We start from the raw sequence: 1,049 nt of genomic DNA, 5'->3' as shown, positions 1-1,049 counted from the left end.
GCGGCGATACAAATCGTTCAGATCAGAGGTTGCAAAACGGCCGCCATCCAGTGGTACCAAAGGACGCAGGTCCGGTGGCAGCACAGGCAGAACAGTCAGGATCATCCACTCTGGGCGGTTACCAGAAGCCTGGAAAGACTCCAGCAATTTCAGACGCTTAGTGATCTTTTTCTTCTTGGTTTCAGAGTTGATGCTTGGCAACTCTTCACGCATGGAAGCAACATCGCCGTCAACGTTCAGTGCTTTAAGCAGATCGAATACCGCTTCGGCACCCATCTTGGCTTCAAACTCGTCGCCGTGCTCTTCCAACGCATCCAGGTATTCTTCTTCGGTCAGAAGCTGTGAACGCTCCAGCGTTGTCATACCGGGTTCAGTCACCACATAGCTTTCGAAGTAAAGTACGCGCTCGATATCACGCAAGGTCATATCCAGCATCAAACCAATACGGGACGGCAGTGATTTGAGGAACCAAATATGCGCAACCGGGCTGGCCAGTTCAATGTGCCCCATACGCTCACGACGTACTTTGGTCAGGGTAACTTCAACGCCACACTTCTCTCTGTTTTCACCGCGATGCTTAAGGCGCTTGTACTTACCACACAAGCACTCATAGTCTTTAACCGGACCAAAGATACGCGCACAAAACAAGCCATCACGCTCTGGCTTGAAAGTACGATAGTTGATGGTCTCTGGCTTCTTCACTTCGCCATAAGACCAAGAACGGATCATGTCCGGTGAAGCCAGACCGATTCGGATATTGTCGAACTCTTCGGTCTTATTCTGCTGCTTCAGAAACTTCAATAAATCTTTCACGATTTTCTCCCTGCGGAGTCATTAACCTTGGGGAGCCATCGGGCTCCCCACATGCCCTAAATACCCTGGTCGGATTAATTCTCTTCCAACTCGATGTTGATACCCAGAGAGCGAATTTCCTTCAGTAATACGTTGAAGGATTCCGGCATTCCAGGTTCCATACGATGGTCGCCGTCCACAATGTTCTTATACATTTTGGTACGACCATTCACATCGTCGGACTTGACCGTCAGCAT

Annotated in this window: 1 protein-coding gene and 1 pseudogene; both read right to left on the bottom strand. The window is 49.7% G+C overall.

Annotated elements, in window-relative coordinates; genetic code table 11:
- Positions 1–813, bottom strand: a pseudogene (locus J0A65_RS23970) (DNA-directed RNA polymerase subunit beta'); the annotation flags it as partial.
- Between the two features lie 74 nt (positions 814–887).
- Positions 888–1,049, bottom strand: a 162-nt coding sequence (locus J0A65_RS27990; RefSeq protein WP_206596778.1) for a DNA-directed RNA polymerase subunit beta, incomplete at its 5' end; no start/stop codon positions are given.

Origin of the sequence: Bowmanella yangjiangensis (assembly GCF_017255015.1) — a bacterium.
GTDB lineage: Bacteria > Pseudomonadota > Gammaproteobacteria > Enterobacterales > Alteromonadaceae > Bowmanella > Bowmanella yangjiangensis.
The sequence above is the reverse complement of the archived record's forward strand: the minus strand, read 5'-3'. Positions and strand labels throughout refer to the sequence as shown.